Source organism: Curtobacterium sp. MCLR17_031, assembly GCF_003234775.2.
Lineage (GTDB): Bacteria > Actinomycetota > Actinomycetes > Actinomycetales > Microbacteriaceae > Curtobacterium > Curtobacterium flaccumfaciens.
In genome coordinates, this window is sequence record NZ_CP126270.1 from 1,977,851 (window position 1) to 2,000,436 (window position 22,586).

Annotated in this window: 24 protein-coding genes; 9 read left to right on the forward strand and 15 right to left on the reverse strand. The window is 70.9% G+C overall.

Annotated elements, in window-relative coordinates:
• Positions 1-23 precede the first annotated feature (23 nt).
• On the reverse strand, positions 24-833 hold the full coding sequence (qcrC, locus tag DEI96_RS09465; protein ID WP_071403834.1) for a cytochrome bc1 complex diheme cytochrome c subunit: 810 nt from the start codon (positions 831-833) through the stop codon (positions 24-26).
• Between the two features lie 21 nt (positions 834-854).
• On the reverse strand, positions 855-1,493 hold the full coding sequence (gene ctaE, locus DEI96_RS09470) for an aa3-type cytochrome oxidase subunit III (RefSeq protein WP_027465617.1): 639 nt from the start codon (positions 1,491-1,493) through the stop codon (positions 855-857).
• Between the two features lie 70 nt (positions 1,494-1,563).
• On the opposite strand from ctaE, the gene trpD reads away from it, so the two are divergent.
• Positions 1,564-2,619 carry an anthranilate phosphoribosyltransferase gene (gene trpD / locus DEI96_RS09475; RefSeq protein ID WP_111024408.1) on the forward strand — a complete coding sequence of 352 codons (1,056 nt, stop codon included), beginning with the start codon at positions 1,564-1,566 and terminating at the stop codon, positions 2,617-2,619.
• Between the two features lie 480 nt (positions 2,620-3,099).
• Here the strand turns inward: trpD and glpK are convergent, their stop codons facing one another.
• Both glpK and DEI96_RS09485 read right to left on the reverse strand, forming a co-directional pair.
• Complete coding sequence (glpK, locus tag DEI96_RS09480; RefSeq protein ID WP_071403832.1) at positions 3,100-4,611, reverse strand: glycerol kinase GlpK; 1,512 nt, start codon at positions 4,609-4,611, stop codon at positions 3,100-3,102.
• An 83-nt stretch (positions 4,612-4,694) separates the two neighbouring features.
• Positions 4,695-5,420 carry an MIP/aquaporin family protein gene (locus DEI96_RS09485; protein WP_111024409.1) on the reverse strand — a complete coding sequence of 242 codons (726 nt, stop codon included), beginning with the start codon at positions 5,418-5,420 and terminating at the stop codon, positions 4,695-4,697.
• Positions 5,421-5,735: 315 nt separating this feature from the next.
• Here DEI96_RS09485 and dhaK point away from each other — a divergent pair, with 315 nt between their 5' ends.
• The 3 genes from dhaK to dhaM all read left to right on the forward strand — a co-directional run bounded on the left by dhaK (position 5,736) and on the right by dhaM (position 8,215).
• Positions 5,736-6,737, forward strand: a complete 1,002-nt coding sequence (dhaK, locus tag DEI96_RS09490) for a dihydroxyacetone kinase subunit DhaK (protein ID WP_111024410.1) — start codon at positions 5,736-5,738, stop codon at positions 6,735-6,737.
• A 120-nt stretch (positions 6,738-6,857) separates the two neighbouring features.
• A complete protein-coding gene (dhaL, locus tag DEI96_RS09495; RefSeq protein ID WP_111024411.1) occupies positions 6,858-7,484 on the forward strand; it encodes a dihydroxyacetone kinase subunit DhaL in 627 nt (208 codons plus the stop codon).
• Complete coding sequence (gene dhaM / locus DEI96_RS09500; RefSeq protein ID WP_111024412.1) at positions 7,481-8,215, forward strand: dihydroxyacetone kinase phosphoryl donor subunit DhaM; 735 nt, start codon at positions 7,481-7,483, stop codon at positions 8,213-8,215. The genes dhaL and dhaM overlap by 4 nt, the downstream gene beginning before the upstream one ends.
• Before the next feature lie 42 nt (positions 8,216-8,257).
• On the opposite strand, the gene DEI96_RS09505 is transcribed toward dhaM, so the two are convergent.
• A complete protein-coding gene (locus DEI96_RS09505) occupies positions 8,258-8,836 on the reverse strand; it encodes a TetR/AcrR family transcriptional regulator C-terminal domain-containing protein (RefSeq protein ID WP_111024413.1) in 579 nt (192 codons plus the stop codon).
• A 54-nt stretch (positions 8,837-8,890) separates the two neighbouring features.
• Here DEI96_RS09505 and DEI96_RS09510 point away from each other — a divergent pair, with 54 nt between their 5' ends.
• Positions 8,891-10,111, forward strand: coding sequence for a beta-ketoacyl-[acyl-carrier-protein] synthase family protein (locus tag DEI96_RS09510; protein ID WP_111024414.1), 1,221 nt, complete (start codon positions 8,891-8,893; stop codon positions 10,109-10,111).
• Here DEI96_RS09510 and DEI96_RS09515 read toward each other — a convergent pair.
• The gene (locus DEI96_RS09515) at positions 10,098-10,931 is read right to left on the reverse strand and encodes a helix-turn-helix domain-containing protein (RefSeq protein ID WP_164941110.1); all 834 of its coding nucleotides are present in this window, start codon (positions 10,929-10,931) and stop codon (positions 10,098-10,100) included. The genes DEI96_RS09510 and DEI96_RS09515 overlap by 14 nt on opposite strands.
• A 102-nt stretch (positions 10,932-11,033) precedes the next feature.
• Here DEI96_RS09515 and DEI96_RS09520 point away from each other — a divergent pair, with 102 nt between their 5' ends.
• Positions 11,034-11,714, forward strand: coding sequence for an SDR family NAD(P)-dependent oxidoreductase (locus tag DEI96_RS09520; protein ID WP_111024416.1), 681 nt, complete (start codon positions 11,034-11,036; stop codon positions 11,712-11,714).
• A gap of 31 nt (positions 11,715-11,745) precedes the next feature.
• On the opposite strand, the gene DEI96_RS09525 is transcribed toward DEI96_RS09520, so the two are convergent.
• Complete coding sequence (locus DEI96_RS09525; RefSeq protein WP_111024417.1) at positions 11,746-12,186, reverse strand: GNAT family N-acetyltransferase; 441 nt, start codon at positions 12,184-12,186, stop codon at positions 11,746-11,748.
• 202 nt (positions 12,187-12,388) lie between these two features.
• On the opposite strand from DEI96_RS09525, the gene DEI96_RS09530 reads away from it, so the two are divergent.
• A complete protein-coding gene (locus DEI96_RS09530) occupies positions 12,389-13,420 on the forward strand; it encodes an alcohol dehydrogenase catalytic domain-containing protein (RefSeq protein ID WP_111024418.1) in 1,032 nt (343 codons plus the stop codon).
• A gap of 16 nt (positions 13,421-13,436) precedes the next feature.
• Here the strand turns inward: DEI96_RS09530 and DEI96_RS09535 are convergent, their stop codons facing one another.
• From DEI96_RS09535 to DEI96_RS09560, 6 genes are all read right to left on the reverse strand, one after another.
• Complete coding sequence (locus tag DEI96_RS09535; RefSeq protein WP_111024419.1) at positions 13,437-14,078, reverse strand: copper resistance CopC family protein; 642 nt, start codon at positions 14,076-14,078, stop codon at positions 13,437-13,439.
• A gap of 174 nt (positions 14,079-14,252) precedes the next feature.
• Complete coding sequence (locus DEI96_RS09540) at positions 14,253-14,408, reverse strand: hypothetical protein (RefSeq protein ID WP_163343611.1); 156 nt, start codon at positions 14,406-14,408, stop codon at positions 14,253-14,255.
• Between the two features lie 138 nt (positions 14,409-14,546).
• Positions 14,547-14,813, reverse strand: a complete 267-nt coding sequence (locus DEI96_RS09545) for a DUF4190 domain-containing protein (RefSeq protein WP_111024420.1) — start codon at positions 14,811-14,813, stop codon at positions 14,547-14,549.
• A 123-nt stretch (positions 14,814-14,936) separates the two neighbouring features.
• The gene (locus DEI96_RS09550) at positions 14,937-17,330 is read right to left on the reverse strand and encodes an ATP-binding cassette domain-containing protein (protein ID WP_220039136.1); all 2,394 of its coding nucleotides are present in this window, start codon (positions 17,328-17,330) and stop codon (positions 14,937-14,939) included.
• A gap of 91 nt (positions 17,331-17,421) precedes the next feature.
• Positions 17,422-17,874: an NUDIX hydrolase gene (locus DEI96_RS09555; RefSeq protein WP_111024421.1), complete on the reverse strand. Its 453-nt coding sequence runs from the start codon at positions 17,872-17,874 to the stop codon at positions 17,422-17,424.
• Between the two features lie 10 nt (positions 17,875-17,884).
• A complete protein-coding gene (locus DEI96_RS09560; RefSeq protein WP_111024422.1) occupies positions 17,885-18,646 on the reverse strand; it encodes an SDR family oxidoreductase in 762 nt (253 codons plus the stop codon).
• A gap of 154 nt (positions 18,647-18,800) precedes the next feature.
• On the opposite strand from DEI96_RS09560, the gene DEI96_RS09565 reads away from it, so the two are divergent.
• Positions 18,801-19,274, forward strand: coding sequence for an NfeD family protein (locus DEI96_RS09565; RefSeq protein WP_110863722.1), 474 nt, complete (start codon positions 18,801-18,803; stop codon positions 19,272-19,274).
• Positions 19,271-20,473: an SPFH domain-containing protein gene (locus DEI96_RS09570; protein WP_111024423.1), complete on the forward strand. Its 1,203-nt coding sequence runs from the start codon at positions 19,271-19,273 to the stop codon at positions 20,471-20,473. The genes DEI96_RS09565 and DEI96_RS09570 overlap by 4 nt, the downstream gene beginning before the upstream one ends.
• Before the next feature lie 72 nt (positions 20,474-20,545).
• Here DEI96_RS09570 and DEI96_RS09575 read toward each other — a convergent pair whose 3' ends face one another.
• Both DEI96_RS09575 and lnt read right to left on the reverse strand, forming a co-directional pair.
• The gene (locus DEI96_RS09575) at positions 20,546-20,896 is read right to left on the reverse strand and encodes an RNA polymerase-binding protein RbpA (RefSeq protein ID WP_027465636.1); all 351 of its coding nucleotides are present in this window, start codon (positions 20,894-20,896) and stop codon (positions 20,546-20,548) included.
• Positions 20,897-21,006: 110 nt separating this feature from the next.
• Positions 21,007-22,500, reverse strand: a complete 1,494-nt coding sequence (gene lnt / locus DEI96_RS09580; RefSeq protein ID WP_258372933.1) for an apolipoprotein N-acyltransferase — start codon at positions 22,498-22,500, stop codon at positions 21,007-21,009.
• Between the last annotated feature and the right edge of the window lie 86 nt (positions 22,501-22,586).

A 22,586-nucleotide genomic window follows, 5' to 3' on the forward strand; every position in this document is an offset into this window, starting at 1 on the left:
TCAGTGTCGTTCGACACGGACGATCAGTTGGACTTCGCGGTCAGCCAGACGGTCATCGCGACGACCGCGCCGAGTCCGAAGATCCAGATGAACAGACCCTCGGCGACCGGCCCCAGGGAGCCGAGTGCGAAGCCACCGGGGGACTTGTTGTCCTGCACGTACTTGAGGTACGTGATGATGTCGGCCTTCTGCTCCGGCGTCAGGTTCAGGTCGTTGAAGACCGGCATGTTCTGCGGGCCGGTGAGCATGGCCTCGTAGATGTGCTTGCCGGAGACCGTCTCGAGGTTCGGGGCGTACTTGCCCTCGGTCAGCGCACCGCCAGCGCCGGCCACGTTGTGGCACATGGCGCAGTTGATGCGGAACAGCTCGGCGCCTTCAGCAGCGTCGCCGTCCTCACCGTTGGTGAGCTCGGTGGAGGGGACCGACGGGCCGGGGCCGAGGGAGGCGACGTACTGCGCGAGTGCGTCGACCTGCTCGTCCGTGAACTGCGCGGGCTTCTCTTCGGCCTGCGGGCCCTGAGCGGCCATCGGCATGCGGCCGGTGCCGACCTGGAAGTCGACCGACGCGGCGCCGACACCGATGAGGGACGGACCCTCGCTCGTGCCCTGCGCGGAGAGCCCGTGGCAGGTGGCGCAGTTCGACGCGAAGAGCTTCTCGCCCTCGTTCACCTGCGACTGGCTCGAGGCGGCGACGGTGTTCGTGCTGTCGTCGGCGTTCGCCGTGGAGCTGAACAGTGCGTACGCGCCACCGGTGGTCATGAGACCCACGACGATGAGCGACACGGTCGCCATCGGTGAACGGCGGCCCTTCTTGGACTTGGTTCTGTTGAACATGTGCTGGGGGGTGTCCAGTTCCTACTTGAGAAGGTAGATGACGGCGAAGAGGAAGATCCACACGACGTCGACGAAGTGCCAGTAGTACGACACGACGATGGCGGTGGTCGCTTCCTTGTGGCCGAAGTTCTTGGCGGCGAAACCGCGGCCGAGCGTCAGCAGGAAGGCGATGAGGCCACCGGTCACGTGGAGCCCGTGGAACCCGGTGGTCATGTAGAACGCCGAGCCGTAGGCACTGGAGGAGAGCGTCACGCCCTCGTGCCAGAGGTTGGCGTACTCGAAGATCTGGCCGCAGACGAAGATCGCACCCATCGCGTAGGTGACGAAGAACCACTCCGTCATGCCCCAGTGGCGCGGGTTCCAGCTCGTCCGGTGCACCTGGAAGCGCTCCGCGGCGAACACGGCGAACTGGCAGGCGAAGCTGGACAGCACCAGGATGATCGTGTTCACGGAGGCGAAGGGCACCTCGAGCTTCGCGGTCTCGGTCGCCCAGAGCTCAGGGGACGTGCTGCGGAGCGTGAAGTAGATCGCGAACAGGCCGGCGAAGAACATGACCTCGCTGCCCAGCCACACGATCGTCCCCACGGCCACGGCGTTCGGCCTGTTGAGGGCCGGACCGCTGGCTGATCTGGAGAGAGAGGTGCTAGTCACGTCCTCCATTATGGCCGAAACCCCCGACAGTGTTTTCGCAGGAGACTGGCGGGTCTCTCGAATTCACTACGATCGAGCCATGCCTGACACACTTTCTTGGCCAGCAGTGATCAGCGCGCTCATGGCGCGCGAGGACCTGACGATCAGGCAATCCACATGGGCCATGGAGGAGATCGTGCACGGGCGCGCCACCCAGGCACAGATCGCGGCCTTCGCCGTGACGCTCCGCGCGAAGGGCGAGACCGTCGACGAGGTCGTCGGGTTCCGCGACGCGATCCTGGACGCCGCGGTTCCGCTCGACGTCGACCCGATGGCGCTCGACATCGTCGGGACCGGCGGCGACGTGGTCGGCACCGTGAACATCTCGACGATGGCGGCCATCGTGATCGCCGCCGCCGGGGTCCCCGTCGTCAAGCACGGGAACAAGGCCAGCTCGTCGAAGTCCGGCTCGAGCGACGTGCTCGCCGCCCTCGGACTCGATCTCACGATGGACGCCGCGCGTGTCGCGGACACCTTCCGGCGTGTCGGCCTGACCTTCGCCTTCGCCAACGCGTTCCACCCCGGTTTCGCCCACGCAGGCCCGGTCCGGCGCGAGATCGGCGTGCCGACGGTGTTCAACTTCCTCGGCCCGCTCGTCAACCCCGCACGGTGCGAGGCCAACGCCGTGGGGGTCGCCCAGCTCGACCTCGTCCCGATCATCACGGGTGTGTTCCAGACGCGCGGAGCGACGGCCCTCGTGTTCCGCGGCGACGACGGACTCGACGAACTGACCACCACCGGGCACAGCCACATCTGGGAGGTCACGGGCGGCCGCGTGACCGAGCACGACCTCGACCCGCGGGACCTCGGCATCGCCCGGGCACGGACGGAGGACCTGCTCGGCGGCGACCCCGAGCACAACGCCGGCGTCGTCCACCGGGTGCTCGCGGGGGAGACCGGACCCGTCCGCGACATCGTCCTGCTGAACGCCGCGGCCGGCCTCGTCTCGTTCCGCCTGGCGCAGGACCCGAACGAGTCCGACCGGCCGATCCTGCAGCGCTTCCGCGAGCAGCTGGTCGTCGCCGCCGAGGCTGTCGACTCCGGCGCCGGTGCGCGCAAACTGGCTGATTGGGTCGGCGCAGCTCCCGCCGCGTAGTCCACGCCGCCCTGCGCACCGTGTGCGGTCCGGCACCCGGTGCGAGCCTGACGGCTCGGTGCTGCGCCACGAGCGCGCACCAGGCGGTCACCGCTGCACCCGGTGAACAAACTCGCACCGTGCCGTGTCGGCAACCCCGTGCCGGGCTGGAGGCCCGTGGCGGGCCCGCCCCGCGCCTCCAGTCCGCACCGTGCGCGGTCCGTGATCCCGTGCCGCGTCCGCGCGAGCCGCACCGTGCGCGGTGTGTCACCCGGTGCGAGCCTGACGGCTCGGTGCTGCGCCACGAGCGCGCACCAGGCGGTCACCGCTGCACCCGGTCAACAAGACCGCACCGTGCCGTGTCGACAACCTCCCCGGCAACCACCCGCGACCGACGCGCAGGAGACGCAACACACAGGAGGCCCGGTGCCGGTTCGCGGAACCGGCACCGGGCCTCCCGTCGGTGCGTTCAGTGCACGCGGTCAGCGTGCGCGTGCGTCGTTACTGCACGTCCTCGTCGACCCAGTCGAAGGTCTTCGTGACGGCCTTCTTCCACAGGCGGAGCGTGCGCTCGCGCTCGGCGGCGTCGAGCTGGGGCTCCCAGCGCTTGTCCTCCTGCCAGTTGGCACGGAGCTCGTCGAGGTTGGCCCAGAAGCCGACCGCGAGACCGGCCGCGTAGGCCGCTCCGAGCGCCGTCGTCTCCGCGACGACCGGACGGACGACCGGCACGTTGAGCATGTCGGCCTGGAACTGCATGAGCTCGCTGTTCGCGGTCATGCCGCCGTCGACCTTGAGCTCGGTCAGGTCCACGCCGGAGTCGGCGTTGACCGCGTCGAGGACCTCGCGGGTCTGCAGCGCCGTCGCCTCGAGGGCGGCACGCGCGATGTGCCCCTTGTTGACGAAGCGGGTGAGGCCGACGATCGCACCGCGGGCGTCGGGACGCCAGTACGGCGCGAAGAGCCCGGAGAACGCCGGCACGAAGTACACGCCGCCGTTGTCCTCGACGGTCTTGGCCAGGGCCTCGACCTCCGGGGCGCTGCCGATCAGACCGAGGTTGTCGCGGAGCCACTGGATGAGCGAGCCCGTGACGGCGATCGAACCCTCGAGGGCGTAGTGCGTCTCCTGGTCGCCGAGCTTGTAGCCGACGGTGGTGAGCAGGCCGTTCTCGGAGCGGACGATCTCGGTACCGGTGTTGAAGATCAGGAAGTTGCCGGTCCCGTAGGTGTTCTTCGACTCGCCCTGGTCGAACGCGGCCTGACCGAAGGTCGCGGCCTGCTGGTCACCGAGGATGCCGGCGATCGGGACCTCGCGCAGCAGGCTCGAGGACTCGACGTGGCCGTAGACCTCCGACGAGCTGACGATCTCGGGGAGCATCGACTTGGGGACGCCGAAGTCGGCGAGGATGTCGTCGCGCCACTGCAGCGTCTCGAGGTCCATGAACAGCGTGCGGGACGCGTTCGTGACGTCGGTCTTGTGCACGCCGCCGTCGATGCCACCGGTCAGGTTCCAGAGGACCCAGGTGTCGGTGGTACCGAAGAGCAGGTCGCCCGCCTCGGCCTTCTCACGAGCACCCTCGACGTTCTCGAGGATCCACATGATCTTGGTGCCGGCGAAGTACGTCGCGAGCGGCAGGCCGACGATGGCCTTGTACTTGTCGGTGTCGCCGTCGGCGAGCTTGTCGACGAGCGCCTGCGTGCGGGTGTCCTGCCAGACGATCGCGTTGTAGATCGGCTTGCCGGTGGTCTTGTCCCAGACGACGGCGGTCTCGCGCTGGTTGGTGATGCCGACGGCTGCGACGTCGTGGCGCGTGATGTCGGCACGCGACAGTGCCTGACCGATCACCTCGCGGGTGTTGTCCCAGATCTCGGCGGGGTCGTGCTCGACCCACCCGGCGCGCGGGAAGATCTGCTCGTGTTCCTTCTGCCCGGTCGAGATGATCGAACCGGAGTGGTCGAACACGATTGCTCGGGTCGAGGTCGTGCCCTGGTCGATGGCGACGATGTAGTCGGCCATTGGTGCTCCTTACGGGTGTGTTCGGTGCGGGTGCGTGTGCGGTCGTGCGGAACGGCCGTCCACGCCTTCGGGGTGGGGGTGGGTCAGTTGACGACGGGCAGCAGCGCGAGCGACAGCACGGCAGCGAGGGCGCCACCGACGAGGGGGCCGACGACGGGCACCCAGGCGTAGGCCCAGTCGCTCGAGCCCTTGCCCTTGATGGGCAGGAAGGCGTGCGCGAGGCGCGGGCCGAGGTCACGAGCCGGGTTGATGGCGTAGCCGGTGGGGCCACCGAGGCTGACACCGATCGCGATCACGAGGAAGGCGACGGGGACGGCGCCGAGTTCGGCAGGTGCCTTGCCGTTCGTGATCGCGAGGATCACGAAGACGAGCACGAAGGTGCCGATGATCTCGGTCACGAGGTTCCAGCCGTACGACCGGATCGCGGGGCCGGTCGAGAAGACGCCGAGCTTGGCGGCCGCGTCGGGCTCCTCGTCGAAGTGCTGCTTGTAGGCGAGCCAGACGATGACCGCACCGATGACGGCACCGATCATCTGGGCGAGCCAGTAGATGAGCATGGTGCCCACGGTGATGTGGCCGAGGATCGCCTGCGCGAGGCTGACGGCCGGGTTGAGCTGTCCGCCGGACTTGTAGGACACGAGCACACCGGCGAAGACCGCGAAGCCCCAGCCGATCGTGACCATCAGGAAGCCGGCTCCGAAGCCCTTCGACTTCGAGAGCGAGACGGCGGCGACGACGCCGCCACCCAGGATGATGAGCATCGCCGTACCGACGAGCTCGGACAGGAACTTGACGCCGATGTCGTCCATCGGTGACCTCCAGTGCGTGAGGTGGGGGTCCGGCCGTGCTGCGCCGCACTCCCCGTTGAGTGATTGAGGCCAACCATAGTGACGACGCTCACGGCCGGGCGATGAATTCGTGAGCGAAGTGCGGCATCGTGCACGAACGTGCAGGACGAGTGTCCCCAGCACGATCCCGAGCCGGTGACGCGTCCTCGCCGCACTGCACGAACGTGCATCGGGAGCGGACGGCTGCCCGTGCCGTCGATGTAGATTGGGCGCACTCCGGTCGACGACGCGCGGTGTGACCGCCACGGTTCGACCCCGTACCCGTGGAGGCACCGCATGAAGAAGCTCATCAACGACCCGCAGGCCGTGGTCGAGGAGACCGTCCGGGGCTTCGCCCGGGCACACGCCGGACACGTCGTCCTGGTCGAGGACCCGATCCACCTGCACCGCGCTGGCGCACCCGTCGCCGGCAAGGTCGGGATCGTCAGCGGCGGTGGCAGCGGCCACGAACCGCTGCACGCCGGTTTCGTCGGGTACGGCATGCTCGACGCGGCCGTGCCCGGCCCGGTGTTCACGAGCCCGACGCCCGACCCGATCGTCGCCGCGACGAAGGCCGTCGACGGCGGTGCGGGCGTGCTGCACATCGTGAAGAACTACACCGGCGACGTGCTCAACTTCGAGACGGCGGCAGAGCTCGCGGCGATGGACGACGTCCGGGTCGAGTCCGTCGTGGTGGACGATGACGTCGCGGTGCAGGACTCCCTGTTCACCGCCGGCCGTCGCGGTGTCGCCGGGACCGTCGTGGTGGAGAAGTGCGCCGGCGCCGCCGCCGAGCGGGGGGACGACCTGGACGCGGTCGCCGCCGTGGCCCGGCACGTCAACGACGTCACGCGGTCGATGGGGCTCGCGCTGGCATCGGGCACCGTCCCGCACGCGGGGGAGCCGTCGTTCGTGTTGGCCGACGACGAGGTCGAGCTCGGCATCGGCATCCACGGCGAGCCCGGCCGCGAGCGGATCGCGATGGCACCGGCGGACGAGCTGGTCGACCGCGTACTCGAACCGATCCTGACCGACCTGGACGCCCCGGCCGGGTCGTCGCTGCTGCTCCTGGTGAACGGCATGGGCGGCACCCCGCTGTCCGAGCTCTACATCGCCTACCGACGCGCCGCCGAGGTCCTCTCCGACCGCGGCCACCAGGTCACGCGTAGTTTGGTCGGCGACTACGTCACGTCCCTCGAGATGCAGGGGTTCTCGCTCACCGTCACGGTGCTCGACGACGAACTCACGGCCCTCTGGGACGCCCCGGTGGAGACCCCGGCCCTGCGCTGGGGACGCTGACCGACCACGGCCGCGACCGCGACCGCGACTGCAACGGCAAGCGCGACCGACCACGGCCGCTCGACCACCGGACCACGACACCGGGCCCCACCGGGCCGGACACACACGAAGGGAACCGCATTGGCGCTCGACACCGCATGGGCCATCGAATGGGTCCGTCGCACCGCCGCGACGATCGACGAACACCGCGCCGAGCTCGTCACGCTCGACCGTGAGATCGGGGACGGCGACCACGGCGAGAACCTCGACCGCGGGTTCCGGGCCGTGCTCGAGGCCGTCGACTCCGGGTCCTTCGACACCCCGGGTGCCGTGCTCAAGACCGTCGCGACGAAGCTCATCTCGACCGTGGGCGGGGCGGCCGGCCCGCTCTTCGGCACCGCCTACCTGAAGGCGGCGCAGGCCGCCGGTGACGCGGCCGAACTCGACGCGGACACCCTCGTCGCCGTCCTCACCGCCGCCCGCGACGGGGTCGTGTCCCGCGGCAAGGCCGCGGTCGGCGACAAGACGATGGTCGACGCGTGGAGCCCTGCGGTCGACGCAGCAGCAGCGGCTGCCGGTGCCGGCGACGACCCGAAGGCCGTGCTCACCGCAGCAGCCGACGCCGCCGCGCAGGGTGCGGCGGACACCGAGCCGCTCGTCGCCCACAAGGGCCGCGCGAGCTACCTCGGCGACCGTGCAATCGGGTACCGCGATCCCGGTGCGCAGTCGACCGCGTACATCCTGCGCGCAGCGGTGGACGCAGCGTGACCGTCGGCATCCTGGTCGTCTCGCACAGCGCGGCGATCGCGACGGGCACCGTCGAGCTCGCACGGCAGATGGCCGCGGACGTGCCGCTCGTCGCCGCGGGCGGCACGGACGACGGCGGCATCGGCACCTCGTTCGAGGCGATCACCGCCGGCATCGAGGAACTCGCCCAGGCGGACGCCGTCGTGGTGCTGTGCGACCTCGGCTCCGCCTACCTGACGGCCGACACCGCGCTCGACTTCCTGGACGACGACGTCCGTGCCCGCGTCCACGTGTCGCAGGCCCCGTTGGTCGAGGGAGCGGTGGCCGCTGCGGTCGCCGCCCAGACGGGCGGCGACGCCGACGCGGTGCTGGCCGCCGCGGCGTCGGCCGCGGGTTCCGAGGCGGACGCGAGCACCGCCTCCCGTCCGTCCGGTGACCAGCCTGGAGGCACGGGGCCGGCCGACGGAGCTGCTCCCGTCGACGGCGCCGCCGGCTCCGACCGCGTCAGCGCGTCGGTCGAGCTGGTGAACGAGACCGGGCTGCACGCCCGGCCCGCCGCGGAGTTCGTGAAGACGGCGGCGAAGTACGACGCGAGCGTGCACGTCAACGGCGTGGACGCGAAGAGCCTGCTGGCGATCATGGCCCTGGCGCTGCCGAAGGGTGCGACGGTGTCGATCGACGCGACCGGGCAGGACGCGCAGTCCGCGGTCGACGCCCTGGTGGAACTGGTCCGGTCCGGCTTCGGCGAGTGACAGCGCCGCCGGGGGAGACCCCGGCGGCGGTGCCCGCCCCGGTCAACGGATCGAGATCGTCCCCGCCAGGTCGAGGTCCGAGGGGCCGCCGGTGACCCCGGCGTCCGCGAGCAGGGTGGCACCGAACACGGCGCTCCAGAACGTGCGGGCGTCCCGGGCGACGCCGCTCGGGCTCGTCCATCCCTGGTCGGCGACGACGCGCTCCAGGTAGCGCTCGGACTGCCGGAACAGCACGGCGAGCAGCAGCCGCACGCGCTCTCGCTGCGCCGGGTCGTCCCCGGCGGCCCCGAGCGCGCGCACCACGAGCGGGGTCGACGGCATCGCGAGGGCGGTGCGGGCGAGGACCTGCCGGAACGACTCCGCCGAGCGGGCACGACGGCCGGCCGCCTGCAGTCGCGTGGTGTCGCGGAGGAACAGCGCGAACGCGGCGTCGAGCACCAGGCGGTCCTTCGAGCCGTAGTGGTGCGTGATCTGGTTCGGGTAGACACCCGCGGCCCGGGCGACCTCGCTGACGGTGACGCTCCGAGCGCCTGCGCTGAGCAGTCCGGCCGTCGCGGCGAGGATCTTCGCCCGTGTCGCCGCGCCGCGTGCCGTGCCGGAGCCGTCCGCCGTGGTTGCCATGTCGGAATTGTACGTGGTACAACTCAACTTGTTCAACGTACAAGAGGAGTTCCCGTGGACATCGTCATCACCGGCTACGGCGCGGTCTCACCCTTCGGCCACGGCGTCGCGCCGCTCTGGGACGCCCTGGTGGCCGGTCGCTCCGGCGTCCGAGCCCTGCACCGTGACGGAGCACTCTGGGAACAGGTGCCGATCCGGGTCGGGGCCGATGCCGCACTCGACGCCGAGGGGTCGCTCGGGCGGGTCCGCGCCAATCGCCTGGACCGCAGTCAGCAGCTGGCGCTCGTCGCCGCGGACGAGGCCTGGGCCGACGCCGGTGCCCCCGCGGTGGAGGGCGACCGCCTCGCCGTGGTGATCGGCACCGGGATCGGGGGAGTGGAGACGCTCCTCGACGCCCACGACGCGCTCGGTGCGTCCGGTGCCCGGCGGGTCTCACCGCGCACGGTGCCGATGCTCATGGCGAACGGTGCCGCCGCGCAGATCAGCATCGCGTACGGGGCGCGGGGCGGCGCCTACACGACGGTGTCGGCATGTGCTTCCGGCGCGGAGGCCATCGCCACCGCCGCGCGACTCATCGCCACCGGTGAGGCCGACGTCGTCATCACCGGCGGGACCGAGGCCGCGGTCACCCCGGTGACGATGGCGTCGTTCGCCCAGTCGCAGGCCCTCGCGAAGCCCGACGGCGACGACCCCACGACCCTGTCACGACCGTTCGACGCCGACCGCCGCGGCTTCGTCCTCGGCGAGGGCGCCGGCATCGTCGTGCTCGAACGTGCCGACCACGCCGCCGCCCGGGGTCAGCGGTCGCACGGCACGCTCGCCGGGTGGGGGATCACCTCGGACGCGCACCACATCACCGCACCGCTGGCGGACGGCAGCGAGCAGGAGCGGGCGATGCGCGCCGCGATCCGGATGGCGGGACTCAGCGGTGCCGACGTCGACCACGTGAACGCGCACGCGACCGGTACGCCGGTCGGCGACGTCGGCGAGGCAGCCGCCATCAGCCGGGCGGTGGGGACGGGCGCGCTGGTCACCGCTCCGAAGAGCGCGATCGGGCACATGTTCGGCGCTGCCGGCGCGGTCGAGGCGATCCTGACCCTGCGGGCGCTCGAGACCGGGACCGTGCCGCCGACCCTGAACCTCGACCGGCTCGACCCCGCGGTGGACCTGGACGTCGTCTCCGGCGCAGCCCGGACCGCGCCACTCCGTGCCGCGTTGAACAACTCGTTCGGGTTCGGCGGTCAGAACGCGTCGCTGGTGTTCACCGCGGCGTGAGCTCCTGCAGGCCGGTGACCCGGAGCAGGTCGAGCTTCGCGGCGTCCTCGGAGCCCGGCACGACCGTGTAGACGACGATCCGCAGGTCACCGCCGGGGACGCTCAGTACGTCGCAGTCGATCTCCACCGGCCCGACGGGCGTGTGCACGACCTTGCGGCTCGCACGGTGCTCGGCGATCCGGCCGGTCTCCCACCGGCGGGCGAACTCGGGGGACTCCCGCAGCAGCCGTTCGACCAGGTCCGCCAGGTCGCGATCCGCCGGGTAGCGGCCGAACGCCTGCCGCAGGTCGGCGGCGAGGTCGCTCGAGAACTCCTCCTGGTGCTCGTCGTCCCAGTCCACCCCGTCGCGCTCCTGCATGAAGTGCCGCCAGACCAGGTTGCGCTCGAGCCCGACGTACCGCGAGGGGTCGCCGTTCACCGCGGCCCACAACTCGTTCCAGAGCACGATGTCGTGGGTCGCCGTGAACACCGCGAGCGGGACGTCGCCGAGCCGGTCGACCAGCCGCTGCACGCCGGGCGTGATGTGTCGCGGCACCACCTGACGCGACGGCGGGGCGACGCCGGCCACCCGGCACAGGTGGTCCCGCTCTTCGGACGACAGCCGGAGCGCCGTCGCGAGGGCACCGAGCAGCTGCGGCGACGGGTTCGTCGCCCGGCCCTGCTCGAGGCGGACGACGTAGTCGACGCTCACGCCCGCCAGCGCGGCGAGCTCCTCGCGACGGAGACCCGGGGTCCGTCTGCCGGGGCCGGCCGGCAGGCCGACCGCCTCGGGACGCACCCGGTCGCGCCAGGAACGCAACACGTTCGCGAACTCGCTCATGTCCACCATCATCGCCCCGCGCCTCCTGTCCGTCCTGGTACTGCCGGTCCCACCGTCGCACCGTGCCTGGGGGAGCCGGGCCGGCGGGGGCAGGCTGGGCACATGACAACGACACTGATCACCGGGGCCAACCGCAGCCTCGGACTCGAGACCGCACGCCGACTGCTCGGGGCCGGCCACACCGTGTACGCCGGCATGCGCGACGCGGCCAACGGCGACGACGCCCGCGCACTCGGCGCCCACGTCGTGCAGCTGGACGTCACCGACCAGGCCAGCATCGACGCGGCGATCGCGGCGATCCCCGAGCTCGACGTCCTCGTCAACAACGCCGGTATCCTCGGCACCTCGTTCGGGGTCGACGACCTCGACGCGAGCGCGATGGCGACCGTGCTCGACACCAACGTCACCGGCATCGTCCGGGTGACCCAGGCCGCGCTGCCCCTGCTGCGACGTTCGGCGGCACCCGTCATCGTGAACGTCTCGTCGGGGGTGGGGTTCCCGCGCTGGCTGACGACACCGGGACACGACGAGTACGGGGTGCCGGCGGTGCCGTACGCGGCGTCGAAGGCCGCCGTGATCGCGTTGACCGTGCAGTACGCGAAGAACCTGCCCGGGTTCCGGGTGAACGCGAGCGACCCGGGCTACACCGCGACGGAGTTCAACGGGTTCGGCGGACACCAGACGATCACCGAGGGCACCGACGCCACGGTCGTGCTCGCGACGATCGGCACCGACGGGCCGACGGGCGAGTTCCACAACCGCGAGGGCCGCATCGAGTACTGAGGGGCAGCGCTGCGTGTGCGCCCGCGCCCCGTCAGTCGTGCACGTCGGCGCCGAACCCCGGCCCGGGACGCATCATCCAGCCGTCCGGATCGGGCAGCGGGCGGAACCCGAACCGCTCGTACAGCCCGTGGGCATCCGCGGTGAACAGGGCGAAGCGCTTCAGGCCGAGCGGCTCGACCGCCTCGGTCACGCCGCGCACGAGTGCGACCCCGACACCGCGACCCCGGGCGTCGGGGTCCACGAACACGTCGGCGAGCCACCCGAACGTCACGCCGTCGGTGATCACGCGCGCGTAGCCGAGCTGCGCGCCGGTCGTCGCGTCGTACACGCCGAAGTTCCGGGAGCCGGCGATGATCGCCTCCTGCGTCGCCCGGTCACGGCCGCGGGCCCAGTACGACTCCTCGCTCAGCCAGCGGTGCACGCGGTCGACGTCGAGGTCTTCGGGGTCGGCGGAGAAGCGCAGATCGGTCACGTGACGAGTCAACCGGTGGACGCGCCTGGGGTGCAACGGCCGATCGGGGTGCGGTGGACCGCTCGCGTGGTCGGGTGGCCGGGTCCCCGTCGGCCTGGAGGCCCGTGGGGACCCCGGCGCACGGGTCGCGTCGGGCGGTCGGGCGCGCTGGCCCGGGTCGGGCGTCAGTCGCCCTTCGTCCGGCGTCTGCCAGGATGGCCGCATGCGCGCCGTCCAGTACGCCCAGTTCGGTTCCGTCCCCTCGATCGTCGACCTGCCGGAACCGGTCGCACCCGAGCACGGGGTCGTCGTCCGGGTGGCTGCCACCGGTGTCTGCCGCAGTGACTGGCATGCGTGGAAGGGGCACGACGACTCGGTCCGGCTGCCGCACGTGCCCGGCCACGAGTTCGCCGGCGTCGTCGCGTCGATCGGGGCGGGCGTCCAGCGCTTCACCATCGGCGACCGGGTCACGGCCCCGTTCGTGTTCGCCTGCGGGACCTGCGCCGAGTGCCGCGACGGCGCCACCCAGGTGTGCACCGCCCAGCAGCAGCCCGGGTTCGACCTCCAGGGCTCGTACGCGGACTCCCTGGTCGTCCCGCACGCCGACCTGAACCTCGTCGCGCTGCCCGACGCCGTGGAATTCGCGGTGGCGGCGGCGCTCGGATGCCGATTCGGCACCGCGTTCCACGCCCTGCACGCCCGAGGGCGCGTCACCGCAGGGGAGTGGGTCGTGGTCTACGGGTGCGGGGGAGTCGGACTCTCCGCGGTCATGGTCGCCGTGGCCGCCGGCGCGCACGTCGTCGCCGTCGATGTCTCCACGGCCGCACTCGAGCGCGCAGCAGCCCTGGGCGCCGACACCGTGCTGATGGACGCCGATGCCGTCACCACGGTGCGGTCCCGCACGGGTGGCGGAGCGCACGTCTCGCTCGACGCCTACGGCAGCCGTGCCGCCTCGGTCGCCGCCGTGGCGTCCCTGCGTCCGCGCGGCCGGCACGTGCAGGTCGGGCTGCTGCTCGACGACGAAGCCGCTCCGGCGATCCCGATGGGCCGGGTCATCGCGGACGAACTCGAACTGCTCGGCAGCCACGGCGCGGCGGTCGGGGAGTACGGCGCGATGCTCGACGCCGTCGTGGCCGGACGACTGCGTCCGGAGGAGACGATCGGCCGCACGATCGGCTTCGACGACCTGCCCGAGGCGCTCGTCGCGATGGACCGACCCGCGACGTCGTCGGGCATGACCGTCGCGGTGTTCTGAGGCTCGGAGCGTCCCGTCAGCCCTCGGTCCGCGCGTCCGCGCCCCGGCGGATGCGGAGCACGACCGCGCCGATGACGAGCACTGCCAGGATCCCGACGACCCCGAACAGGAGTGCCGGGCCGCCGTGGCCGTGCGCGTGCGTTCCGGGACCCGTGTTCGGTGCGGCTCCCGCTGCCGCTGCCGTCGGTTCCGAGGATGATGTGGGCGCGGTCGTCGGGCTCGTCGTCGTGGGTGGGACGGTCGGGGACGCGGCCGGTTCCACCGAGAACGCGAGCTGCCCCTCGATCGGATGGCCGTCGGGGGAGACGGACCGCCAGACGAGGGTGTGCGGGCCGGGGGAGAGCGACACCGCCTTGGACATCGAGGTGCCTTCGACGGCCACCGCTCCGGACGACTCGTCGGTACCGCCGTCGTCGCGGACCTCGATGCGCAGGCCGGCTTCGAGCGCGGCAAGCGGCGCCTCGCTGAAGGTGAGTGTCACTCGCTCAAGGTCGGCAGCCACCGTGGCGCCGTCCGCCGGATCACTCGAGGTCAGTGCTGCGTGCGCCGACGCAGGTGTCGTCCCGATCAGCACGAGGATCGCGGACAGGGCGACGGCGAACAGGACCCGGGGCGTCGCAGCTCGTGAGCGGCGTTGGACATCTCGGTGAGCGTGCACGCGTCCACGCTAGGGAAGCGATGTCGAGCGTCCCGTCAGCCGAGCGGACCCGTGGGAACGTTCGAGTTGACATAATATGCATTATCGGCGCACCCGCGAAGGAGCTTCGTGAGCAGAAGAGGTCGAGTCCGCTGTACGGACTCGACCTCTTCTGCTCACTGGATGACGACGGCGTCAGTCGGCGGGCTTCGTCGGGACGTCGTCGGCGTCGATCTCGAGCGCTGCAGGCTCGCCGCCCTGTTCCTCCAGGGTGTCCTGGTCGGTGTCAGGCTGTTCCGGCGACTCGCTCTGGGTGGTCTCTTCGGCTGGGTCAGGCTGGCTGTAGCTCATGCGCCGGACGGTACGCCCGCGTTCCTGAACAGCTGCAAGCTCGGCGCCGGAGACACCTGGTGAGCAGCAATGGTCGAGTCCATTCGCTGGACTCGACCATTGCTGCTCACGATGCAGGCCCGCCAGGCGGGCTCTGGCTCACGCCTGATTCAAGAGCACCGCGGTGGCGATGTAGCCGATGATCCCGACGACGATGGCGACGATCGACAGGATGATGCCCGCGAGGATCATTCCCCGGCTGCCACCGCGCTTCCGCGCGAGGATGCCGAGCACCAGACCGACGATGCCCGCCACCACACCGATGATGGCGATGAAGATGCCGCCGACGGTCCCGACGATGCCGAGCACCAGGGAGACGATGGCGAAGGTGTTCGACTGCGCGGGCGCGTTGCCGGGGTTGGACATGGTGGAGCTCCTTCTGGTCAGGACGCCGATCCAGGCCGGGTAGCCGATCGTGAGCGTCGGTCAGAACGGTAGTCCTCGCACACGGCTTATGCCCAGATTCGCCGTCCGAGCCTGTCCCCCGGCTCAGGCTCCGACGTACGTCGCCAGGTGCTGCCCGGTCAGCGTCGACCGTGCCGCCACGAGTGCAGTGGGCGTCCCCTCGAACACGATCCGCCCGCCGTCGTGGCCGGCACCCGGTCCGAGGTCGATGATCCAGTCGGCGTGCGCCATCACGGCCTGGTGGTGCTCGATCACGACGACCGTCCGGCCGGCGTCGACGAGCCGGTCGAGCAGGCCGAGCAACTGCTCGACGTCGGCCAGGTGCAGGCCCGCGGTGGGCTCGTCGAGCACCACCACGCCGCCCCGGTCACCGAGGTGCGTCGCGAGCTTGAGTCGCTGCCGCTCTCCCCCGGACAACGTCGTGAGCGGCTGGCCGATCGTCAGGTAGCCGAGCCCCACGTCGGCGAGCCGGGCGAGGATCGTGTGGGCCGCCGGCAGTGCGGACTCCCCCGCCGCGAAGAACGCCAGCGCGTCGGCGACGGACATGCCGAGCACCTCGCTGATGTCCTTCCCGCCCAGGTGGTACCCGAGCACGGACTGGTCGAACCGCTTGCCGTCGCACTCGACGCAGGGGCTCGCGACGCCCGCCATCATGCCGAGGTCGGTGTACACGACACCGGCACCGTTGCACGCCGGGCAGGCGCCCTCGGAGTTGGCGCTGAACAGTGCGGGCTTGACGCCGTTTGCCTTCGCGAACGCCTTGCGGATCGGCTCGAGCAGGCCGGTGTACGTCGCCGGGTTGCTCCGCCGTGAGCCCCGGATGCCGCTCTGGTCGATGGCGACCACGTCGTCGCGCCGGGCCAGCGACCCGTGGATGAGCGTGCTCTTGCCCGAGCCGGCGACCCCCGTCACGACGGTGAGCACCCCGGTGGGGACGTCCACGTCGACGTCGTGCAGGTTGTGGGCCGACGCGCCGCGGATCGCGATCGCCCCGTCCGGACGACGGACCTCGGACTTCACGGTCACGCGGTCGTCCAGGTGCTGACCGGTCACGGTCCCGCTGGCACGCAGCCCGTCGACGGACCCCTGGTAGCAGAGCGTCCCACCGCCGGAACCGGCACCGGGCCCGAGGTCGACGACGTGGTCGGCGATCGCGATGACCTCGGGCTTGTGCTCGACGACCAGGACGGTGTTGCCCTTGTCGCGCAGCCGGACGAGCAGCTCGTTCATCCGCTCGATGTCGTGCGGGTGCAGCCCCGTGCTCGGCTCGTCGAACACGTACGTGACGTCGCTGAGCGAGGAGCCGAGGTGCTTCACCATCTTCACGCGCTGCCCCTCTCCCCCGGACAACGTGCCGGTCGGGCGGTCGAGCGACAGGTAGCCGAGTCCGATCTCGACGAAGGACTCGAGCAGGTCACGGAGTCCCTCGAGCAACGGCCCGACCCCCGGGTCGTCCAGGCGCCGCAGCCAGGCGACGGCGTCGGTGATCTGCATCGCGCAGACGTCGGCGATGCTGCGGCCCGCGATCTTCGACGAGCGGGCGGTGTCGTTCAACCGGGTCCCGTCGCACGCCGGACACGTCGTGAAGGTCACTGCACGGTCGACGAACGCCCGGATGTGCGGCTGCATCGCCTCGCGGTCCTTCTGCAGGAACGAGCGGCGGACCCGGTGCACGAGCCCCTCGTAGGTCATGTTGATGCCGGCGATCTTCTGCTTCGTCGGCTCGCGGTACAGGAAGTCCTGCCGCTCCTGCTCGGTGAAGTCGCGGATCGGGGTGTCCCGGTCGAAGTAGCCCGACTCGGCGTACAGCCGCACGTTCCACCCGTCGGTCCCGTACCCGGGGATCGTGAGCGCGCCGTCCCCGAGCGACTTCGTGTCGTCGAACAGCTGCGTCAGGTCGATGTCGTTCACCAGCCCCCGGCCCTCGCAGTCGGCGCACATGCCGCCGAGCCGCGTGAACGAGACCTTCTGGGCCGTCGCGTCCGCACCCTTCTGCACCGTGATCGCTCCCCCGGCCGTCACGGTGGCGAGGTTGAACGAGAACGCGTTCGGCCCCCCGACGTGCGGTCGACCGAGTCGGCTGAACAGCACGCGCAGCATCGCGTTCACGTCCGTGGCGGTGCCGACGGTGGAGCGTGGGTCGGCGCCGATGCGCTCCTGGTCGACGACGATCGCGGTGGTCAGGCCGTCGAGCAGGTCGACGTCCGGGCGCGCGAGCGAGGGCATGAACCCCTGCACGAACGCGCTGTAGGTCTCGTTGATCATCCGCTGCGACTCGGCGGCGACGGTGCCGAACACGAGCGAGCTCTTGCCCGAGCCGGAGACCCCGGTGAACACCGTGAGCCGGCGCTTCGGCAGGTCCACGTCGACGTCGCGCAGGTTGTTCGCGCGGGCACCGCGCACCCGGATCCGGCCGTGCCGGTCGGCAGGGTGCGCGTCGGCGCCGGTGGGGTCGTCGTCGACCGGATCGGTGTGCATGCGGGTCAGCGTACCGACGGGAGGCCCGTGGCGGGGCCGCCACGGGCCTCCCGTCCGGTCCTGGGTCGGCCGTCAGGCCGTGGTGCGGTGTTCAGGCGCCGTGTCGGCGCACCAGGTCCGGCAGCTCGGCGGGTTCGAACTCCTCGTCGGTCGCCTCGAGCTCGTCGGCGGTCCACCACCGCGAGGCGAGGATGTCGACGCGCTCGTCGTCGGTCCACTCGGCGTCGGACAGCTCGAAGCCCGGCGTGCGGACGACGTAGAACTCGGCGTGCCCGCGGTCGTGGTCGGCGAGGTCCCACTCGACCGTGAAGTCCCAGGACCACACGGGTTCACCGGGTTCGTCGATGACGATCCCGGTCTCCTCGCGCAGCTCGCGGATCGCGGCGTCGCGGTGGGACTCCCCCGGGTCGACCCCACCACCCGGCGTGATCCAGCGGTGGGCGCCGTCCGACGAGGGCGAGTTCGTGTCCATCAGGAACACCCGGCCCTCGGGGTCGAGCAGCAGGATGCGGGAGGTGCGGCGCAGGCCGGGCTTGGCGGTCACCCGCCCGACGTTAGCCGACGAAGCCGCTGACGTCGCCGACCAGCTTGGTGTGGTCGGCGGGGATCGGCTCGACGGCGGCGAGGGCGATCTCGGCTGCGAACTCGGACACGCTGTAGAGCTTGCCGACCTCCTGCCGACGACCCTCGATCGCGCCGGGGTTCAGGCGGTTCAGCAGCGTCGCGGTGATCGTGCCCTCGATCATGTCGCCGGAGACGACGACGAACTCGATGCCGGCGGCCTCGAGCTGCGGGATGAGCTCACGGAGGGCGAGTTCTCCGGCGCGCTTGCTCTTGGCGACCGGGACGTACTCGTCCATCGTCTCGGCGGTCTCGACGAAGTGGGCCTGGTGGCTCGTGACGAACACCACGCGGGACCCGGCGGGCATGTGCGGCACGGCGGTCTGCAGCATGTCGACCTGGGCGTCGCGGTTCAGGCGGAGCGCGTAGTCCTCGCCGACGCCGGACTCCATGCCGCCCGACGCGTTGAGCACGAGCAGGTCGATGCCGCCCCACTCCTGGACGACGGTGTCGACGAGGGCCTGCACGGAGTCGTGCTCGGTGAGGTCGGCGCCGACGGCCAGGGCGGAGCCACCTGCCTCGACGATCTTCTCGGCGATCTGCTCCGCGCGCTTGGCCTTGTTGCGGTAGTTCACGACGACCTTCGCCCCGGCCTCGGCGAGGTACCCGACGGTGTCGGCGCCGATGCCACGGGACGAACCGGTGACGACGGCGCGCTTGTCGGTGAGGGATCCGGGGGCGAGGGGGTTGCTCACAGTCGTGTTCTCCAGGTCTGGTTCCGGCCGGTCGGGCGCACCGAGCCTACCAATCGCCTGCACGACCGTCGGACGGCCCTGATATGTTGAACGGAGTTGTACCGGCTGTCGCGACGCAGCGAGCCGCCGCGCGCGACCGAGGGAGGGAGATCGCGTGAACGGAATCGATTGGATCCAGAGCACCGTCTGGATCGGCCTGGTGTTGCTCCTGGGCGTGGTCGAGATCTTCACCCTCGACTTCATCTTCATCATGCTCGCGGCGGGTGCCGCCGGCGGGTTGATCGCCGCACTGCTCGGCGCCCCGTGGTGGCTGTCCGCCATCGTCGCCGCGGTGGCCGCACTCGTGCTGCTGTCGCTCGTCCGACCGCGCCTGCTCGTGGCGCTCGGCCGCGGGGCCGACCCGCACCGCACCAACGTCGAGGGGCTCATCGGGCTCGCCGGCACGGTCGCGGTCGCCTTCACCTCCTCCAGTCCTGGTCAGGTGCGCCTGGCCAACGGCGAGACCTGGAGCGCGCGGTTCGCCGCGGGCTCCGTCGACCGCACACCGCCACTCGGGACCCCCGTGGTCGTCGAGTCGATCGAGGGGTCGACCGCGGTCGTGCGCCTCGCAGAAAGGGCCACCTCGTGACCAGCATCTCCCCGGGGACGATCGCACTGCTCGTGCTCGTCCTCGTCGTCGTCATCTTCGTGATCGTCGTCCTGGCGAAGGCGATCCGGATCGTCCCGCAGGCCACCGCGGGCGTCGTCGAACGACTCGGCAAGTACCACAAGACCCTCAACCCGGGCTTGAACCTTCTCGTCCCGTTCATCGACCGCCTGCGGCCGCTGCTCGACATGCGTGAGCAGGTCGTCTCGTTCCCGCCGCAGCCCGTGATCACCGAGGACAACCTGGTGGTCTCGATCGACACGGTCGTCTACTTCCAGGTGACCGACGCCCGTGCCGCGACGTACGAGATCGCGAACTACCTCGGCGCCGTCGAGCAGCTCACCACCACCACGCTCCGCAACGTCGTCGGTGGCCTGAACCTCGAAGAGGCACTGACCAGCCGCGACAACATCAACGGCCAGCTCCGCGTCGTCCTCGACGAAGCCACGGGCAAGTGGGGCATCCGCGTCGGCCGAGTCGAGCTCAAGGCGATCGAGCCGCCCGTGTCCATCCAGGACGCCATGGAGCAGCAGCTCCGTGCCGAGCGCAGCCGACGTGCCGCGATCCTCCAGGCCGAGGGCACCAAGCAGTCCCAGATCCTCGAGGCCGAGGGACAGCGACAGGCAGCGATCCTGGCCGCCGAGGGTGACGCCAAGGCACAGGTGCTCCGTGCCGAGGGTGAAGCGCAGGCCATCGCGACCGTGTTCGAGGCCATCCACACCGGTGACCCGGACGAGAAGCTGCTGTCCTACCAGTACCTGCAGACCCTGCCGAAGATCGCCGAGGGCACCTCGAACAAGCTCTGGATGATCCCGAGCGAGTTCACCGAGGCACTGTCCGGCATCGCGAAGGGCTTCAGCGCCAGCCGTGGTGGCGGCGCTGGTCCGGTCGCCGGCGGTGCCGGTGGCACGGACTTCCTGTCCCGCATCTCCAAGCTCGCGAACGAGAGCCTGGCGAACACCGCAGCCGCGGACACCACGATGCCGCGTGCGGACGCCACCGCCGCGGACATCGTTCCCGAGTCCGACCTCGATGCACGCCTGGCCGAGTCGAACCGCAGTGTCGACGCACACCTCGCGGCGGCCGACGACGCGACCGCTGAACAGGTCGCCGACACCCCGCCCACGCCGGGCGACGACGCCTCCGGTCACCGCACCAGCGACGGCTCCGGTCGGCGCTGACGCTCCGGCACCAACGAACGACGACGCCCGCCCCGGGGAACCGGGGCGGGCGTCGTCGTGTGGTCGGTGGTGTCAGGCGCCGCGTCGTGCGCGGAGGACCTGCAGGCGCTCTTCGAGGAGCTCCTCGAGTTCCTCGCGCGAGCGGCGCTCGAGCAGCATGTCCCAGTGGGTGCGGGGTGCCTTCACGTCCTCTTCGGCGACCTCGACGGGGATCCCGTCGTCGCCAAGCAGGCGGCCCTCGCGACCGGAGCGCGGCTCCGACCAGGTCTGGGGGACGTCCGCATCGGCCGAGAAGACGATGTCGAACGTCTCACCCGAATCCGTCTGGTAGACCGCGCGCTTGCGATCTGAGAGCTCGACGCCCTCTTCGCTCTGGAGACTCTGACTCCCGAGCCGCATGCCGCGGAGACTCCGATCAGCCATGTGTGTGCTCCTCTCGCTCGTCTGCCCTCCACAACACTGTCCCACGCCCCATCAATCCCGTACCGGCGCATTCACAGTCCGTTCCCAGTGGCTGGGCGCGGCGGGCCCGATCAGGAGCGGGTGCGACGGCTCCAGGGCGCGCAGGCGAGGAGCACGAGGAGCCCCCCGAGGGAGAGCAGGAGCGTGATCGAGCCGGACAGGATCGACGCGGGAGTGGTGGACGTGCCGAGCGGCACGTCGGTCACCATCGACGTCGCGGTGTACTCCGGCACCCGGTCGATCGTGCGCCCGCTCGGGTCGATGACCTGCGACGCTCCGACGGTCGAGATGTTCACCAGCGACCGACCGGTCTCGATGGCCCGCATCCGCGCGATCTCGAGCTGCTGCAGGTTCTCGTCGGTGCCCGAGAAGTCGGCGTTGTTCGTCTGCGCGAGGATCACCTGCGCTCCCCCGCGCACCATGTCGGCGGTCAGCCCGTCGTCGACGATGTCGAAGCAGATCGAGATGCCGGCACGGATGCCCGCGACGGAGAGCACGTTCGGCTTCGTCCCCGGCGTGTAGTCGCGCTGCAGCAGGCCGATCAGCGACGGCGCGAGCTTGGAGTAGAACCAGCGGTCGGGCACGTACTCGCCGAACGGCACCGGGCGCTTCTTGTCGTAGGACGACTGCCAGCCATCGGCGGTCCACACGAACGACGTGTTGTGCAGCACCCCCGACGGGGTCTGCGTGATGGCACCCGCGACGATCGGGGCGTCGAGCGAGTCGACCACCGAGTCGAGGGCGGAGGCGATGACCGGCTGCTGGCGCGGGTCGTACTCCGCACCTGCCTCCGGCCAGACGACCAGGTCCACACCCTTCGCGTCCACGTCCGTCGCAGCCACCTGCGCTGCCAGGACGTCGCCGGGCTCCGCACGGTCGAAGTAGCCCGCGGGACCGTTGCCCTGCACCGACTCGACCCGGATCGTGCCGCTCGTCGCCGTCGGCCACGCCGGCACGGCCAGGACCGCCGCGACGAGCAGACCCGCCGTCGCCACTCGCACGGGCAGCCGGAGCGTGACGCCCGGCACACGGGGTGCCACGAGCGCGAGCGACACCACGACCGCGACGCAGTACACGACGATGAACGTCAGCCCGAGGACGCCGACGTACGCGGCCAGGTGCGTGAACGGCCCCTGCGACTGTGACAGGCCGACCCGCCCCCAGGCGAAACCACCGTACGGCCAGCTCCCCGAGAACCACTCGCGTCCGGTCCAGAGTGCGGCGACGACGACCGGGAGGCCCCACACGCGTCCGGCGGTCGAGGGCACCACTCGGGCGACCCAGCGGTACGCCAGGGCGATGGCGACGCTGCCGAGCGCGAAGAACGTGGCTTCGAGCAGGGCGAGTGCGAACCACGGGACCGGGCCCAGGTAGCGACCGGCCCACGAGATGGCGGGGATCCAGAACGCCGCGCCGGCGAGGTAGCCGATCCACGCCGCACGCCGCGCTCGCTGCCCCATCACCGCGAGCAGCATGCAGGCGAGTGCCGGGTAGGCGAGGAACCACCATCCGGGCGACGGGAACGCGAGGGCGAAGAGGATCCCGCCGATGACGGCCAACGGCACCGCGGTGCCTAGCGGCAACGCGGCGAACGGGCCCGTCGCGACCGCCCCGCGGCCGACGGGAGCGTGCAGCCCGCGCACACTTGTCT